The sequence below is a fragment of the Paenibacillus sp. OK003 genome (genome assembly GCF_900109515.1).
Lineage (GTDB): Bacteria > Bacillota > Bacilli > Paenibacillales > Paenibacillaceae > Paenibacillus > Paenibacillus marchantiae.
The window spans coordinates 52229-68617 of record NZ_FOBD01000005.1 but is presented as its reverse complement, the minus strand read 5'-3'; the positions used below and the strand labels follow the sequence as shown (position 1 = coordinate 68617).

The following is a 16389-nucleotide window of genomic DNA, read 5'->3' as shown; positions in this document are numbered from 1 at the left end:
CCACATTCTCGCCTGTTACGGACATGCAAAAAGAAGCCCATACATCGGTATGAGCTTCTTTCATATTTCAGTTATTTAACATTACTAACTAGCAGAACAGAAACAAGCAGGCTTCGTATTGACAACTTCCTCATTCCTGATGAATTCTGCGCTTAACGACAGATTAGTAAGAGCTCCATCCCGCATCTGCCGTTACGACTGTTCCGTTCACGAAGCTGGATTCATCCGAACCAAGGAACAGAGCTACCTGTGCAATTTCTTCACTTTTACCTGCACGGGGATTGATCGCCATTCCCAGCTGTTGTCTGCTGGCACCGAAGTGGTTAATGTTTGTCATTGTGGAAGCAATATTGGTTTCAACCCCACCCGGAGCAATGGCGTTACAGCGAATACCTTGCTGTGCATACATGAAGCCTGTATTTTTGGTGAATCCCACAACTGCATGTTTGGAAGCCGTATAAGCCGCGCCTGCACGTGCACCATGCAATCCGCCTGCTGAAGCGATGTTGACGATAACGCCTTTTTGTTTTTCCAGGAAGATTGGCAGCACTTTGCGGGTAGCACGCATGACACTTGTTGTGTTGATTGCAAAGATCCGCTCCCATTTGTCATCCACAATGTCACCAGCTGGTTCCATACTGTCCATAATGCCTGCATTATTGACCAGAATGTCCACTGTTCCATAGGTGTTAACCGTCGTATCGATCAGGTTCTGAATATCTTCTTCCTTCGCCACATTGGCAACCACAAACGTCGCTTCTCCACCATTTGCCTTGATATCCTCAGCAACCGCCTGCGCTGAAGCTTCATTGATATCCGATACAACCACCTTAGCCCCTTCTTGCGCGTACAGTGTTGCAATTGCTTTACCCATGCCTGAACCTGCACCTGTTACTACAGCCACTTTATCTTGAAGTCTCATATTGTATCATCCTCCATGTATTCGTTTACAATAAGTTAACAAACAAATGTTCATTAACTCTTATCCTTAGTATAATAAGTCATAGCATTCCTCTTCAATCAGTAAAAGCTTTCCCAATTGTACGTTAATCAACACTTCTAATTCCGAATGTACTTTATCTTAAAATACCTATTTACGAGGAGTACTGCATATGACCGAAATTCCGAGTTCCATGGATCGTAGAATCAAGAAATCCAAAGCGGCGCTGAAGGATGCCCTCATTCAATTAATGCAAAAGCAGTCATTCAAAGAAATATCCATTACCGAAATCGTGCAGCTGGCCGATCTGAATCGGGGAACGTTTTATAGACACTATCAATACAAAGAAGACCTGTTCAATGAGATCATCGATGACATTATTAAGGATCTGGTCTTCTCCTATCGTGAGCCTTATCTGGATAAAGAAATATTTGAAGTAAGTCATATGCCCTCTTCGGCAATCAAAATATTCGAACACGTGCATCAGCATGCGCAATTCTACACCCTTGTCGTGAAATCGGAGGCATCCTCCAATTTTCAGCAGATGATCTGCGATGTTCTGCGTGACCTTGCTCTTCAGGACCTCAACGAAATATTTCCATCCCACATCAATCGCGAGCTGCTGGCAAGTTATCAATCCCATGCGATCTTTGGCATGATTATTGAATGGATTCGGCAGGAATTCAAGCATAGTCCCGCTTATATGGCAGACGAGTTATTTAAAATCATTAATTACAAACCTGGCAATGTCGTACTGAGTGACTAATATTGATATCGCCCTACTTCCCTATAGTCTAGTGATTGAGCGGAATTATGAAAAAAATTGACCATTATCTTTATGTAAATACATCCCTGTAATTTCTGGTATCTATATGTTAGATTATCCAATGGGATAAAACAAAAGGAGGATGACAACATATTTGAAGAATTCGTGGATTATATCATCGATTACAAGTTTTGTTTTACTTGGCGGAGTGCTGCTCTCTCCAGCAGCATCTGCCGATGCAGCCAAAGTAGCCGCCTCTACATATTCAGATCAGAGTTATAGTGAAGACGAAGAGCATTTCAGTGAAGAGTTTACGGACGAGTCGGAATTTTCTGAGACAGAACAGAAGCTCACTAAAGATCAAGAGGAATTCGAAAAATACCTTGATCAGATAGCTACTCTCGTGCCTTATGAGAATAAGGCCATTGACACATTAAGAAGCGTCGGCGGAGAGGTAACTTCAGCCAATCGCAAGTCCATGTATCTCAAACTTACGAATACGGTGATACCCAATTATACGAAAATGGTCTCCATGGCAAAACAAATCAAGCCCACCAATTCAGAACTCAAGAAAATACATGCCTATTTCGTCAAGGGAACCTACCTTCAACTTGAAGGATACATGTTGTACAAACAGGCTGTTTCCAAAAACAAAGTGAATATCAAGATACTGCAACAGGGCGCTGCCAAAGTAAAAGCGGCTGGCGTTTTGCTTGACCAATGCAATCAGAAGCTATACGCTTATGCAAGAAATATTGGGTATGAAAATTAGTACCCATCTTCATAGAAGCCCAAAAAGCGACCATTCCCCATGTCTGTATGAGGAACGGTCGCTTTTTCTAATTATAAATAAAGATAACAATCTAATACTTATTTATTTCTATTCTCTAACTACAGCCCCAGCTTCTGCCCTTTCTCCAACCGCTGAATCTGCTGCTCCCCGGTATCCGCCAGTTCACGGAACTGATTAATGGTCTCCCGCATCCTTGGCAATGCCTCCTGCTTATAGATACTGATGGAGTCGAGTGCGGAAAGCACATCCGTGAACGCCTGCTTCATCGTATCAACCGAAATGCTGGCATCATAAGCTTGCTTCTGGATGGCAATGCCCTGATCTTTCAGCATTTTGGACGTACCTGCGATCAGGTCGTTGGTCGTCCGGTTAAGCAGTTCAATTTTCTGCAATACAATCTTCTGATTGTACAGTGCACTCGCAACAGTGACGGCAATTTTCAATGCCGAGATCGTAACGTTTTTCGCCCGATCAACACCACGGATCAGCTCCTTGTTGTTGCGGATGACAACTTCAATTGCCATGATGCCCTGCTGGTTCACCACCAGCATTTGCTGTAAATCCATGACCCGCTGACGAAGCGGGAACAGTACTTCTTCCGTGATAAAGCGGACTTTCTCCGGGTCCTCGTTACGGACTTTGGCAGCTTCAATCTGTGCGTCAATCGACTCATCCATCAGCACCCCAAGCTGAATTTCCTTTTGCAATCTTTTGGTGAGCTCCCGCAGATTTTGCTGTTCAATCTCCAGTGTTGTATTGTCGTTTCTCAAGGTCGCTCTGCCTTTATCCAGTGAGGTCACAATATCAGCGATGACCGCGTCAGCCTTCTGGTATTTCAGGAAATACGCCCGCAGCGGATTGAACAATTTGCCAAGGAATCCGGTCTTGGCAAAGTCGACCACGCTGGGGTCGAGATCCTTCAGTTGCATATGCAGCTCGGTCAAGCCTTTGGCGACCTGACCGCCCTCGTCTCCCGTCTTGGACAGATGTCCAACGGAGACTTGAAGCAACGCGTTTTTCTCGGAAGAGGATCTCATCGTGTTCATGCCAAAGCCGTCAATGGATTGCAGAATCTCCTTGCGTTTCTCCAACGATTCGAGATCCAGTGTCATGATCATCTCCACGTTGGCATTGGCGACTTGCTGCAGCTCCGCCACCTCGGCAGGTACGGGCTTTATCTCCTCCTCAATCACCTTCTGAATTTCCTTCTGGCTAGGTATCTCCATCGAAAACGACATCCAAGTTCCCCCTTCAATTACGTGCAATATAAAATGGAATAATGAACCTTACATTAGGTCAATTTGAGTGCAGTCCCCGTGCTACATCTGCACGTTGAACAGGTTACCGATTTTGTACACCACATCGTCGGTATCCGCGTTAATACTCGCTGCTTCGTTAATGCTGGAGATGCTCTCCAAAGCTTTGATGTCCGCGTTGTAACCAATCGTGTAGATTGGCACTTTGTACGTCTCGACCAGATCACGAATATCCTTCAGTGTATGACCTTCATTGGTTTCTCCATCACTTAGGACAAAGATCAATGGCTTCACATTCGGATCAGTAGCCATATAATCTTCCAGCATCTTCATCGCCACGACGATCCCATCAAAGGTTGCCGTACCGCCACCTGCTTGCAGGCTATCCACCGTACCAACAAACATCGACTGCTGATTCGTATCATACTTGGCAATGGGCAGATTCACCGTTACTCCACTAGAGTAGGAAACGAGGCCGATACTGTTATCTGTGCCCAGGAACTTCTGGCCTTTGCGCAAGGATTCCTTGAGTCGGTTCAGCGGTTCGCCGTCCATACTCCCGGATACGTCGGTTACAAATACGGCTGCAATCGGTTTACTGCCGTTCTTTTTCTCTTTCCATACTTTCTGAGCGGACAACAAGGTGCCCCCATCCACTGTGTTCAATTCGGACTTGTAATCCTGCAAGCCGTTGAAGCCGAATTCCTCAGCCGATTGCTGATACTTCGCTTGGGTTACGAATTCCGCATACTTCTTAATGATCTCTTGCTTGTTCTGCGGCAATTGCCCCAGTGCATACAGCGGGCTGTCATGTCTTACGCCAAAAGGGGTAAAGACGTATCCGCTTTTCAGATCTGCGGTGTTTACATAAGTCTGATACTCCAGTACAAATGCGTCCAGTCGCCCTGACTTGGCTGCCTCACGCATCTGAATAGTTGTGGACGCCGTAAACGGTACGTTCGCTTGGAATTTCTCGAACCCCTCAATTGCTTTCTCTCCGAGCGGATTAGAGCTGTCGTATGTGTTGAGTGCCGTCACGAGAAAGTTCAGCCCTGTGGAGCTGGCAAATGGATCGGTGTACCCCATCGCGAGCTCATTGTTCGCAATCGCTTCGGTCACAGTTTTTACATTAACCGAGCCGTACGTGTCGACCAGCGCATCATATTTGGCTTTCGAGATGACGATTCCGGGAACGTTCCCCACCAGCCTGTTGGATACCAGGTCTGTCTTTACTCCGCTGGCAGCTACCATCTCGCCCCATAACTCATTCGAGGGAGTATACGCATCAGGCACATATTTACCAGACTTAATATAATCAGCCGCTGTACCGGATGCGATATTGCGTAATTTTACTGAGACCTGTTTGCCGTCAACGGTAATGTTAGCCTTGTTGAACTCTTCGGTAACCTCGGTCAACCAGCCATCTCCGCCAGTGCCTGCTTTCTCCGGGGATGAAAAGATTTCCACATAATCATTCGTTGTATTCTCGACCGTGATCGGAAATTTGGAGATATCCGGCAGGGATTCAGCCACATCCACCGGATCGAGATCAATCTGTCCCTTCACGGGTTCAGCCGTTGCCGGCGCAATGTCCGCATACAGCTTGCCTAACTCTTTGCCTGCATTCTCTGTCGTTACCTGGGTACTGGATTTACCAACGTTCGACGTCAGCGTAATCCCTGCATATACGAGGCCAAACACGAGTACCAGCATCAAGATCGATATGAAAAAAAACTTTCCCTTCTTAGCCATACGTACAACCCCTCACTGTCTGTATAATTTGGTGTGCTTGATTAATTGGTCAATTTCCTGCATACAAGGCATCTGTTCGATATTGCCAGCTTCAAAGCTGTCCAGGCGGGAAATTTCCAGCATTAACTGGTCGAGTTTCAAAAGAATTTCCTCATTGGAATGAAGCGAGCTTTTCACATAACTCAGATAGTCGTTATATACTTTGGTCTTTTCCTGAAAGAGCTTCTGGGGAAGTGTGGCGGATTTGGATTTCATCAGGCTGGCGTACTCCGCTTCATCGAACACATTAAGTCGGTTAAGTACACTTCGGATGTTGAGGTATAACAGCTTCTCCACTTCGAGGGTGACCGAAGCAAATTTCTTGTAACTCAGTTCCCCCGGATCAAATCGCTGATTCAGCACGTTCAGGAGGGTTTCTTTCTTTTTCTTCATGCGGCTTAGTTGAGATAATCCCAATGTGATATCTTCCTCAAGCACTTTAATGCGTCGATAAAAGGATAACGCTTCCACATAATCTTCATGGGTTTCGATATTCTTCACAGGCAGGACTACAGGCTGTCTGAACAACAAGGTGTAGCTTCCATAGAAGAGCGCCATCACGCTGCCGAACAGAAATGTCACCGAGAGCGCTGTCGTAAATGCTCCCCCGCCAAACTCCAGTCCGATGAATCCTGGTGAGAACAATAGAACATTCATGACCACAACGCCGAAGATCAGCCCCAGCAGTTTTATGTACTTTATCATGTAAATCATCAGACCTCCCTTCGCGCTATGTGTTGGAGCTTTATGTCGATATTTACCATTGGAACTTTATTTCATTGTACATGATGTTGCCGCATTCGGGTGGATTAATATGGATATTCATAATATACGTGGCTTGGGCTTATCCCATTTCATCTTTAGAGGGACAACGTGGATAAGATTTTGTAACCTCTGGGAAATGAGCCTGGTATCCTTGAACAATCGGTGGCGGAAAAAGAAATGTTATCAGGTAATACGTGGAAATTTGCAGGGCGTGCCATTTTTTATATAGGGCTTATTCGATACGATAAAAAGCAAAAAACGCCCCGACGCTCGGCGCCGGAGTGATGATGATGTTGTCAGATCTAATTCAGCTTGAATAAATTTCGAAGCGGAATCGCAAGTTCCGGATATAACACCGATTGAATCGTTTCTTGCTCCGTGTACAGATGACGGTTTTGGTAACTGCCTTCTTCCAATGTGTACACATGAACGGTCTGATTGCCAGGGTCTACAATCCAATATTCATTCACACCATATTTCTGATACAGATTAAACTTCTCGTTAAAATCCTTCAGCGCAGTTGAAGGAGACAGCACTTCTATGATTAGAGACGGCGCACCTTGACAGCCGTTTTTGGATATTTGGTCTTTGGAACAAACCACCGATAAATCTGGTTGGACGACATGATCAGGTACGTCATACTGTTCATTCTCGCTGAAATACACATCAAAGGGAGCAACAAATACGATACATTTCCGATTCTGAAAAAAAGTACGCAAGGAGAAGTGCAGCTCACCCACAATAAACTGGTGTAATGAGGTGGGGGCTGGAGACATATTGAAGGCTTTGCCGTTAATTAACTCCCAAGTCCCCTCCCAAGTTAACCAATCCTGAAAACTATAGATGCCTTTATTATCCGGTTTTGCCACACTTCCATCCTCCTCTTTTACCTAATCAGCATTTTGCTATTATTATACCATTGTGTTTGCCCATTTTCATACAATGCCTCTTTTACGAGAAGATAGATTCCGGTTTGCTGCGCGTTGTACGTACCTCCACCACTTTACCGGCACAACCATTGTCGTCCAACGCCTGGAATGCAACCCGAACGCTGTCTTTACCTGACGTTACCTTCTCAGGGATGTCATAGGTAACGTAGAATACTTCGCCGATCTTGTTCATATGAATCCGCTGTTCACCGACCACATGTCCATCGACGGCGATACTAAATATTCTTTCATGCCGCGTTCCTTCCCGCTCAAAAGGAGAATGATCCCCGCCCCAGTATGCCACGCATACATAGTTCGGTGAAGAACCATCCACCGCCAGCTGGTAGCTGAAGTAAGACCCGCTAACACCATATGCTTCTCGCCACATATGCAGCTTGTTGTGGCTGTCTGTATAGGAACCGTTATGATGTTCTGCACGGCAATTACTATCCAGATGATGTCCAATCTCATCCTGCTGACCGTCAGGCTGCACCCTGTCGATGGTGATATCATTCAATTCCTTCTCCAGCGCATCCCCTTCATCGTTAAAGAGCCAATAGACCGTATAGAACTCATGATGCACATCATAGAACGGAATTAGCTTCACCGGATTGCCGTCCGAGGTGACGTCCTTGCTGATCTCAAACGTCAACGTACTTGCGTCCACGATCTTGATCCACTCGCGCACATCCTCCTGCTCTGTCCAGATCACAGGTACAGGTGCGGTTTTGGGATTCAGTGCCGTTTCATCCACGATGGTATCCTCAGGCAGCCCTTCGTTTCCCAAAGCCCCCGCCAGCACAATCGGACCGTACAGGAATGCCACTTTGTGTGCATCATCCCTGGACGTGTATTGGTGGAGCGACATCGGTAGCGTGATGGTGATAACATCGCCAGCGGTCCATGTACGCTCGATGTCGAGGTATCCGGGTTCCATCCGGGTATGCGGATGGGCCGTATCCCCGTTGACCGTTGCCGTCATTGGCTCCTGAAGCCATGAGGGCACGCGTAGTCTAAGATTGGCCGAGGCGCTGCCTTCGGTGATCGTAAGGGTACCCTTTTCCGAATAAGGAAAGTCGGTTTCGAGCTTCAGCGATATGCCTTGGGATCTCCAATCCAATTGGGAAGCGATATACAGGTTAACGTACAGATTCTGTTCATCCTCGAAATAGATCGCCTCGGCGTATTTGCCCGGGTTCTCCATGCCAGATCCTGTACAGCACCACCAGGCGGTATCGTGAGTACCGTAGATTTTGTAGTGGCCTTGCAGTGTTGATGCAAAATACGTTTTGTTGCCTGTGTCCGGGTCCTGTGTGCCCAGGATATGGTTGTAGATCGCATTTTCATAATAGTCCATGTAGGCACTGTCGGGATTCCAGGTGTAGAGCTGCTTCGTCAGATGCATCATGTTATGGGTACAGCAGCTCTCTCCGGTTTTGATGCCCAGACTCTCCATGCCTTTCGCTTCATAATGCTCCGAAATGCTCGTAGCACCAAATACATAAGACCGATGATGAATCGTAGTATCCCAGAAAAAATCCGCCGCTGTCCGGTAGCTCTCGTGATTATGATCCTGATTGTATATTTCGGCTGCACCGATGACTTTCGGAATCTGCGTATTCGCATGTTTGCCCTGAAGATCGTCCTGCTTGTGCTCCAACGGTTCGAGGATTAATTGATGTGTGAATTTGTTGGCTATCTCAAGGTATTCAGACTTCCCGGTAATTCCATACAAATGTGCAAACACTTCGTTCATACCGCCATGTTCACATAGAAGCATGACCTGCATCTGTTCTTCTGTCATCGGGCTTAGACCTTCTACCGCCCAATCTGCAAACCGTGTTACCACCTCAAGAGCCTGCCCGTTGCCCGTTAATTTGTAAGCGTCAATCAGACCACGATAGATTTTGTGCACGCTGTACCAAGGCACCCAGTATTCGCCGATGTTGAAACCACCAATATGCTCTGCCCGAAAGGCAATACGGAAAGCTTCTTCGGACAAGCCCCCGACATACCCGCTGCCTGTATGCTGTTGAATGGATGCAAGCTCGCTAACGGCATAATCCAATGTTTCTTTTAACGTTTCATTACCTGTCGCCTGATAGGTCACAGCCAGGGCAGACAGATAGTGTCCAAGGGAATGCCCGCTAATCGAGCGTGCCTCCCAACCCGCGTATCGTTCCTTTTTCGCTGGTAACCCATGGGCCTCAAAACATGGTGCCAGGAAACGGTCAATGTCCAGGGATAACAAATATTTTTCTCCAACCTCCTGTGACGTTTGAAAAACGCCATTTAACAGATTGACATGCGCAGGTCCCAGAAATCCCTTTTTGGTTTCAATCATTCTGCTCGCGCCTCCTCGGTATGTAGTGGATATTTAGAAATACTTTTATAGATATACAAAGGGTAAAATCCGTGTTGCAATCCAATTGTCTCTTGCGTTCTTTCTTCACAGGCCTTGAATATCCTCATATTATCAAATAAAATACAACTACATCAGACTCATAATCCAAGAAAAGGTGGAGAAATCCGTCCTATGCAAAAGCCATTGGAACATTACCTGTGCGGCAAGTTCATAACCGAAGGCAATTGGAGCCACATGAAGCGCAGCATGCCTGTTCACGAGGTCATTTTGATGTTGGAAGGCGAGATGTACATTGCGGAGGAGGACGAGCAGTTCGTGGTTCGTGCAAATGATCTGCTGTTTCTGAGGGCTGGACGCACCCATTATGGTTATCAGGTCAGCGATGCTCCCGTCAGCTTTTACTGGGTTCATTATGATTCGATTGAGAACGAGTTCGACCAGTATCCCACCCATGCGACTATTCAGGTCCCGTCTACTGCCAATCAGCTGTTCAAGCAGCTGCTGCATAGTTCATCGTTCTCACCGGAAGAAGCAGACGCGGCATTGCTGCTGCTGCTCAAAGAACTGGAACGCAATACACAGGCGGGTTATCGGCCGCACAATGCGATCGTTGACCACATCTGCAAGTGGGTGGATATTCATCTGCATACCGACATTACGGTTGGTAAGATTGCCGAGACTTTTAATTTTAACAAGGACTATATCTCCAAAATGGTCAAACGCGAGAAAGGCATTGGTCTCAAAACCTATATCCTCACGGAACGGATTCGCCGGGCCAAGCAGATGCTGCTCAATACCAATGCCAGTGTGAAAGAAATTGCCGGACAATGCGGTTTTTCGGATTACAAACTCTTCCTGCGCATGTTCAAACAATACGAAGGCAATACTCCCACCGAATATCGCAATAATTTGTATTCCACACAGCTCAACCGCCTATAATGAACCTTATACGTACGAACCTTGGATGTGCTTGTGCTTGTGCTTGTGCTTGTGCGGATATACCAACTCATAGAATTTCATGAGTCATATATAGAAGATTTCAATTAATCCAGTACTTTCAGGTGTGATACAATTCAAGTCAACTATATCTCTTATTAAACCAAGATCAGAAGGAGAACTTGAGATGACAACGGCAGTAACAATTCATCCCGCTACAGATGCTGACCATGAAGAAATTGTACATATTCTCATTGAAAGTTACTCCGAGTACCGGGACACGTTCCAAACACAGGAACAATGGGAACATTATCTGAAGGATATTCGGGAATCCCCGAGCAATCCTTATATCAAGCAATTATGGATTGCCAAAATAGATAATCGGATTGTCGGGACGGTGCAATTGTTTGAGACTGCACATAAGGCTTACCCGAACTTCGAGCTGCCTATTGATTATCCGTTTATTCGACTGCTGGGTGTTGATCCCAAGTGGAGAGGTCATGGCATTGCCAGAGAACTGCTTCAACAATGTGTTGAATCTGCCAAAGACATGGGCAAAAATACGGTGTATTTATATACGGGCGGTCAGATGGTCAACGCGATCCGATTATACGAACGTTTCGGTTTTGTCGAAGACCCCGAATTCAGTTCCGAGAGTGATGGAGGCAAAGCGATCTGCTACCGTTATGATTCATAATTCTCGTAAATGGTAATAAGCGTGGATAACACAAAAGGGGATGCCCATAAGTCATTAATATGACGGAGGACATCCCCTTTTTAGCGTTATTCTATTCTGAGCTAAAGAATCGAGATCGAGCAGCAAATGCTAGTCGCTTCATTTTCCTAACTATTAACCGTCGATTTTCACCGGAATTTTCGCATGGCTCTTGTCGGTCATACCTTTACTTTTCTTACAGCTTCGCTCAGCTCAATCGTTTGCTGCCTCAGCAGGGTAGACGTCTGTGCCACCTTCTGGAACATGCTCGACTGCTCCCCTGTCAAACGATAAATGTCATCCGAATGATCTGAAACGCCGGATGAAATTTGCGAGATCGTATTGACCGACGCTGCCGCTTCCTCGGAACCCGCCGATATCTCCTCCGCTGCTGCGGATACCTCCTGGATACGATGTGTTACCACACGAAATGCCTCAACCATTTGGGTGAAGGCATGCTCTGCTTCTGCTGTGCTCGTCACTCCCTGGCCGATCTCTTGCGAGGTAATATCCATCTGTGATCCGATATGCTGGGACTCCTGCTGAATGCCGAGCAACAAATCCGATATCGTCTGCACGGATGTGCTTGATGCCTCCGCCAACTTCCGCACTTCATCCGCCACAACGGCAAATCCCTTTCCATGCTCTCCCGCATGAGCGGCTTCAATTGAAGCATTCAGCGCCAGCAGCTTGGTCTGACTCGCAAAATCCCGCACCGTATGAAGCGCACCGCCGATTTGCTGCGAGAAGTTGTTAAGCACTTGGACCATGGCTACAACTTCAGCGGATACAGCGGAAATGCTCTCCATCTGTTTCTTCATTTGCGTCATGCTCTGCTTACCCGATTGTGCCGTAGCAAGTGCACTTGTTGCAGCGTCGGACACAGCTGTAGATGACTCTGAAATGTCGGTAATCCCTTTAGCGATTTCTTCCATCGCATTGGCGCTGTCGCTAGCACCTTGCTTCTGGGTGTGTGCTCCCTGTCTGATCTGCTGCACGGATTGGTCAACGCTCTTATTCATCTCAAGCATGTCTTCTGCATCACGATTGAATTGCTCGGTTGATTCCGCGAGAATATCGGTAGTTACCGAGACACCCGCGACCATGTCACCGATCATTTTATTTAAGTCCCCCGACATATGAATCATCGCCTTGAATGTACTGCCAATCTCATCCTCACTTTGCAGGCGATACGCTGTCAGGATTCGGTTGGCTTCCGCCAGCTCACCTTGCGCCATTTGTTCGACGCTTGCCTTCAGCGGTTTCAGCGGTCGCAGCCCTCTTACGATGAACCACAATACCACCGCGATGCCTGCAAGCGTAATGAATAATAACAGGGCATACAGCGGAATGCTGGATTTCATAATATCTGACTCAATACTTCCAATAACCGACACTGCTGTATCGATTCCAATTACACCTGTCACAGCTCCATTGCTGTTCAAAATCGGAGCATAAGAGGAAATGTATTCGCCATACTCCTCATTATGAATGATAGGGGAACTGGCTGTTTTCCCTTGCAGAAGCTTTTGGACTGCATCACCTGGGATATCCGTCACTTCATTGATCGGTGATGCTTTATCTGCATCTTTCATGCCGTCCACCATAATGAGAGGCGTGCCTGTATCGTCTATTTTTACAAAATACACATACATCGCACCGATGCTCATACGAAAATCATCCAGCTCATCACGAATCTTCAAGAACACGTCATTTTCCTTGGGATCTTTGGCAAATTCCACATATGGCTCTGTGTCCAGCTGTTTCACATAACTCTCGGCAATTTGAATATTGTAACTCGATATGGCCTCCTGCGCAGCTAACTTCATATTCGCCAGCTGAAGCAGCATGCTTCCCGCAGATATAATCATAATGACCAATGTAACCATGGCAACAATGCGAACAACCAAACGTTTCTTGAAAAACCCGACCATCCAATCCTCTTCCTCTCACGCCTGTATGTAAGCCTTTTCGACTACGCCCTACCCAAAAACAACATGCTTGAAGCACTATGTAATGTGAAAATAGTATATGAAGTTGTCGAATTAGGCAAGAAAATATTGGATGAGGACAACGATAAAAAAACACCTCGGCACGAACGCCGAGATGTCGTTTTAAACCGTCTTCCGGAATCGAACCAGAGACCAGAGAATCAGTAATACGAGTACAGTTAGACAGATGCTGATGCTGAAACGGTTGCCCTCATCAAATACGAATACAACTGCAATGACGCCGAGACACAGCACAGCAGCTCCAGTTACGTAGGGAAATCCCCAGACCTTAAATGTCGGTTGTACCGGATATCTCTTGCGCAGCTTCAGCTGTGAGGTGGCAATACAGATCCACACGAGCATCACGACAAACCCCGGAACCGCCAGCAGCACGCGGAAGAGCTGATCTTGTGCGAACAGTCCCAGCATGGAGCCACCAAGCAGAATCACAGCACATACCAGCAATGTATTTACCGGACTGCCGTTGCGATTCGTATGTGATAATGCCTTGGGAGCTTCACCACCTACTGCCATGGAATGCATCATACGGGATGCGCCGTAAATGCCGGAATTTGCAGCAGACAGTACAGCGGTCACCAGAATAAAGTTCATAATATGTGCTGCACCCGGAAGTCCCGTGGAAGCCAGCACCTGTACAAACGGACTGCTTTCAGGCCCCAGCTCATTCCACGGAATGAGCCCACAGATGATGAGAATCGGCAGCGTAAAAAATAAAATGATTCTCAGCATAAAGTTCCCTACAATTTTGGGCATCACCTTGTCCGCATTTTCTGTCTCCGTTAAGGTTAAGCCAATCAGCTCAGATCCTCCATACGAGAACATGACGACCAATAATGCCGAGAAGACCGATGACCATCCATTAGGCAAGAATCCACCAGCTTGTGTGTAATTTTGCAGATAAGGCGTGTTGTCACTTGGAATGATCCCGAAGATCAGACCCGCCCCAAGGATAATAAAAATAATAATCATGGCGATTTTAATGCCAGCCAGCCAAAATTCGAATTCCCCAAATACCCCTACACTCAGCAGATTAATCAGTATAATAAACACCGCACATGCCAAGCTCAGCATCCACAGCGGCACTTCCGTGAACCAATACTGCAAAAAGCTCCCTGCTGCAATCACCTCAATCACACATACTGACAACCAAAGGAAACAATACATCCATCCCATAATAAAGGAGACTCTGCTGCCGAACGCTTCCTGCACAAAGTCTTTCATATTTTTGTTCTTGTACACCGTAGCCATCTCCGCCATTGCAGCCATGACAACCAGTAACAATAAGCCTGCAAATATGTACGTTACAATGACTCCTGGACCTGCAAGTCCAATCGTTTCGGCGCTTCCTTTGAAAATTCCGGTTCCAATGACACCGCCCATAGCCATAAAGCTAATATGTCTTGGTTTAAGTTTCTTCTGCAATGTTCCTTCTGTCTGAGCCAATTCAAGTCCTCCTGATGTAAAAAACGTCTGCATTTCTGTTTCATGTTTACATAAACATAATGTCCAGTATACCCTATTGTCCATGCCTCAGCCCAGCAGTTCCGTACGGCCAATTCATCCCAAACCGTCGCTGACATGACCTATGTTTTATACCCCATAATGATACAAGGCAATCTGTATAAAATCCCATTCGTTCATTTGAATACATTCTACTCTTCTTACGATCTCCAATTATGTATGATTTGTTGCAGTCCACCACTTCGCAAAACAATCATTAAACGCCAAAAAACCAGCGGTCTGTATGCAACAGAATACTGGTTTCTTGTGTTCCTGCTATGTTTGCTGCCTATCAAGTAATTTATAATTCCTTTGTCATAAAAGCGCTGTTCGGGTCCAAACTATAATCTGCAAATGGCTCACAGTATACAAACCCAAAGTCTTCATACAGCTTGCGCGCCGGAATAAAAGAATCCATCGAACCTGTCTCCAGACTGATCCGTTTATAGCCCCGATCCTTGGCAACCTCGATAATATAGGCAAGGATTTGTCTTGCTACGCCTTTTCTCAGGTGAGCCGATGCTGTACGCATCGATTTCAATTCTGCATGCTCCGAATTCAATTCCTTCATGGCACCACAGCCCAGTAGCTCTTCCGCTTCCCATGCGCACCAGAATGTAATCTCAGGTTTCTTTAACCCATCCAGATCCAGAGCGTGAATGCTTTCCGGCGGCGAATCTGCTGCCATGCCATGCAAATGTTCTGCAATTAATCCAATGACTTGATGACCGCTCAAATCGTCTACTTTGATCTCCATATCTACCACTCCTGCCGACAATTTTGTTGTGTGTTGTAACACTGAATACATGTTCAATCTATATATAGTACTACCATGGCAGGTTTTCTGACAACACCTTCAAAAAAAACGAATGGAATGTCTGTTGTGCTACCCTTAAATTTCCAATATAGTGAGGTTATCTGAAACCAAAAGGAGATCATCATGACATTATCAACTGAAAATCTGTTTTATAGCAAACGATTGAAAATGACCCCGCCCCGTGCAGAAGATGTGCAGACCATGCTGCAATGGAATGAAGATCCTGAGTATTTGCGAAATGTGGATACAGATATTGCCATTCCATTTTCGGAAAAGCAGCTTGAGGATGAAGGCGAAACGAAGGACAAGGAAGTTTACTTCCGGCTTCGAACACGTGAGGATGAACAACTGATTGGATTTGTTGTCATTCACGGCATTGAATGGAACAACCGCTGCGGTCAGCTTGCCATTGGCATCGGACTCGCAGAGCATCGCAACAAGGGATACGGAACGGAAGCGTTGAATCTTATGTTGCGGTATGCCTTCCATGAATTGAATCTGGACCGGGTAGGTCTGGATGTCATCGCCTATAATGCCAAGGGCATCCGTGCCTATGAGAAGGTCGGCTTTCAGTTGGAAGGTCGTGCTAGGTCAGCCGTGTATCGTGATGGAAAACGCTATGATCGCTTATGGATGGGAATTCTACGACCGGAATGGGAAGCACACAATCAGATCCATGTGGAGGGTGGACAAGCATAAGTATGTATGCGGGAGTTACTGAATTTATTTTGAACAGATCCGGGGACGCTAACGAATCGTACACACCTTATTCTGAAGGTAAACAGGCATTTGATATTCTAACGA

14 protein-coding genes are annotated in these 16389 nt (G+C 46.2%); 5 read left to right on the top strand and 9 right to left on the bottom strand.

Going from position 1 to position 16389, the window contains the following annotated elements; translation table 11 throughout:
* Positions 1–163: 163 nt before the first annotated feature.
* Positions 164–922: an SDR family oxidoreductase gene (locus BMW94_RS08995; protein WP_064640518.1), complete on the bottom strand. Its 759-nt coding sequence runs from the start codon at positions 920–922 to the stop codon at positions 164–166.
* 190 nt (positions 923–1112) lie between these two features.
* Between BMW94_RS08995 and BMW94_RS08990 the strand changes: the two genes are divergently transcribed.
* Entirely contained in the window at positions 1113–1706 is a 594-nt protein-coding gene (locus BMW94_RS08990) for a TetR/AcrR family transcriptional regulator (RefSeq protein ID WP_090997283.1), read from the top strand.
* Between the two features lie 154 nt (positions 1707–1860).
* Complete coding sequence (locus tag BMW94_RS08985; RefSeq protein WP_139209326.1) at positions 1861–2478, top strand: hypothetical protein; 618 nt, start codon at positions 1861–1863, stop codon at positions 2476–2478.
* Between the two features lie 119 nt (positions 2479–2597).
* On the opposite strand, the gene BMW94_RS08980 is transcribed toward BMW94_RS08985, so the two are convergent.
* The 5 genes from BMW94_RS08980 to BMW94_RS08960 all read right to left on the bottom strand — a co-directional run bounded on the left by BMW94_RS08980 (position 2598) and on the right by BMW94_RS08960 (position 9584).
* Positions 2598–3737, bottom strand: coding sequence for a toxic anion resistance protein (locus tag BMW94_RS08980; protein ID WP_090997276.1), 1140 nt, complete (start codon positions 3735–3737; stop codon positions 2598–2600).
* A gap of 81 nt (positions 3738–3818) precedes the next feature.
* Positions 3819–5507: a vWA domain-containing protein gene (locus tag BMW94_RS08975; RefSeq protein WP_090997273.1), complete on the bottom strand. Its 1689-nt coding sequence runs from the start codon at positions 5505–5507 to the stop codon at positions 3819–3821.
* A 12-nt stretch (positions 5508–5519) separates the two neighbouring features.
* Positions 5520–6251, bottom strand: a complete 732-nt coding sequence (locus tag BMW94_RS08970) for a hypothetical protein (protein WP_254790191.1) — start codon at positions 6249–6251, stop codon at positions 5520–5522.
* Positions 6252–6613: 362 nt separating this feature from the next.
* Positions 6614–7180, bottom strand: a complete 567-nt coding sequence (locus BMW94_RS08965) for a Uma2 family endonuclease (protein WP_090997267.1) — start codon at positions 7178–7180, stop codon at positions 6614–6616.
* Between the two features lie 82 nt (positions 7181–7262).
* Complete coding sequence (locus BMW94_RS08960) at positions 7263–9584, bottom strand: glycoside hydrolase family 127 protein (protein ID WP_090997264.1); 2322 nt, start codon at positions 9582–9584, stop codon at positions 7263–7265.
* 192 nt (positions 9585–9776) lie between these two features.
* Here BMW94_RS08960 and BMW94_RS08955 point away from each other — a divergent pair, with 192 nt between their 5' ends.
* Both BMW94_RS08955 and BMW94_RS08950 read left to right on the top strand, forming a co-directional pair.
* Positions 9777–10544: an AraC family transcriptional regulator gene (locus tag BMW94_RS08955; RefSeq protein WP_139209325.1), complete on the top strand. Its 768-nt coding sequence runs from the start codon at positions 9777–9779 to the stop codon at positions 10542–10544.
* Between the two features lie 184 nt (positions 10545–10728).
* The gene (locus tag BMW94_RS08950) at positions 10729–11238 is read left to right on the top strand and encodes a GNAT family N-acetyltransferase (RefSeq protein ID WP_090997261.1); all 510 of its coding nucleotides are present in this window, start codon (positions 10729–10731) and stop codon (positions 11236–11238) included.
* A gap of 197 nt (positions 11239–11435) precedes the next feature.
* On the opposite strand, the gene BMW94_RS08945 is transcribed toward BMW94_RS08950, so the two are convergent.
* From BMW94_RS08945 to BMW94_RS08935, 3 genes are all read right to left on the bottom strand, one after another.
* Positions 11436–13190, bottom strand: coding sequence for a methyl-accepting chemotaxis protein (locus BMW94_RS08945; protein WP_090997258.1), 1755 nt, complete (start codon positions 13188–13190; stop codon positions 11436–11438).
* A 180-nt stretch (positions 13191–13370) separates the two neighbouring features.
* Positions 13371–14711: an amino acid permease gene (locus BMW94_RS08940; protein ID WP_302847999.1), complete on the bottom strand. Its 1341-nt coding sequence runs from the start codon at positions 14709–14711 to the stop codon at positions 13371–13373.
* A 358-nt stretch (positions 14712–15069) separates the two neighbouring features.
* Entirely contained in the window at positions 15070–15525 is a 456-nt protein-coding gene (locus BMW94_RS08935; protein ID WP_090997250.1) for a GNAT family N-acetyltransferase, read from the bottom strand.
* Between the two features lie 183 nt (positions 15526–15708).
* Between BMW94_RS08935 and BMW94_RS08930 the strand changes: the two genes are divergently transcribed.
* Positions 15709–16284 (top strand): GNAT family N-acetyltransferase, encoded by a 576-nt coding sequence (locus BMW94_RS08930; RefSeq protein WP_090997246.1) that lies wholly within the window; start codon positions 15709–15711, stop codon positions 16282–16284.
* Positions 16285–16389: the final 105 nt, after the last annotated feature.